Origin of the sequence: Vibrio sp. Vb1337, assembly GCF_033338715.1 — a bacterium.
Taxonomy (GTDB): Bacteria; Pseudomonadota; Gammaproteobacteria; order Enterobacterales; family Vibrionaceae; genus Vibrio; species Vibrio alginolyticus.
This window is the reverse complement of the sequence record NZ_JAWOTD010000177.1, coordinates 1-1,188: the sequence shown is the minus strand read 5'-3', so window position 1 is coordinate 1,188 and position 1,188 is coordinate 1. Positions and strand designations below refer to the sequence as shown.

General features: G+C 46.7%; 1 protein-coding gene. It reads right to left on the bottom strand.

Features of this window, described 5'->3' with window-relative positions:
• Positions 1 to 1,188 (bottom strand): aspartate:alanine antiporter (locus tag R7E42_RS24825; protein ID WP_318073207.1); only part of this gene is annotated, 1,188 nt, incomplete at both ends.

The following is a 1,188-nucleotide window of genomic DNA, read 5'->3' as shown; positions in this document are numbered from 1 at the left end:
TGACAATAAACGCAAGACCAATCACCTGTGGGCCAACTTGAGTCAAATGCTCGAACATCTTGCCACCAGCACTCAAACCGATACCAACCATAAAGAACATTAAACCAAGATCTTTGACCATGTTTAACGCGCCTTGCGGTACGTAGCCGAAAGTAGGGTGGTTGGCTCTAAGGAAGCCTAGTGTAATACCTGACAGCAAAAGGCCTACCGCGTTACCTAAGCTAAACGACACTTGACCAAATGTCATGGTCACTAGGCCAAACATAATGCCAAGAATAAAGAAGCTACAGAACGCCAATAAGTCTGCCATTTGGCTGTGAATCGAGATGAAACCGATTTTCTCAGCAAGGCCATGTACACGACTCTTCTCGCCACTCACCTGAAGCACATCACCTTTGGCAAGAACAATGTCTAAATCCATTGGCATTTCGATTTGCGCACGAACTACGCGGTTAAGGAAACAACCGAACTCAGACAGGTTCAAATCAGATAGACGTTTGCCGGCAATCGCGTCGCTCTTAACGACAATCTCTTCTTCCACAATACGCAGATCGAGAAGGTTACGGTCGAACACTTCTTTACCGTTGCGGAAGCTTGGGTCCAAACGAGCGTGGCTGTCAGGGAAGCCTACCAGTGCTATTTCATCGCCTTCTTGCAAAATCGCATCACCATCAGGGTGGGCGAGAATACCATTACGGCGAATACGCTCAATGTAACAACCCGTTTGGCGGTAAATACCAAGTTCTCGTAAGTTTTTGCCGTCTGTCCAATCGATAAGCTCCGGGCCAACTCGATATGCGCGAATAATAGGTAGATAAACTTTGCGCTGGCTTGAGTTACCAAGGCCACGCTCTTGAGCGATTTGTTGAGCAGAGTCTGAAAGGTTCTGCTTTTGTAACTTTGGTAGCAACTTAGCGAACATGATCATGCTGATCAGACCAATCAGATAAGCCATCGCGTAACCTACGGATAGATTTTCTAATACCAAAGAAAAATCCATATTGCGCGGTATTGTTGCAAGACCTGAGTTCAAAGCATCTTGAGCACCAACTAGAACAGGTGTCGCCGTCAATGCTCCTGCCATCATACCGGCAGAAAGACCGAAATCGAGGCCAAAGTAGTGGCTTAAACCGTAAGTTAAGCTCACTGCAGCGACAAGCACGGTCATACTGAGGATGAAGTAGTGTT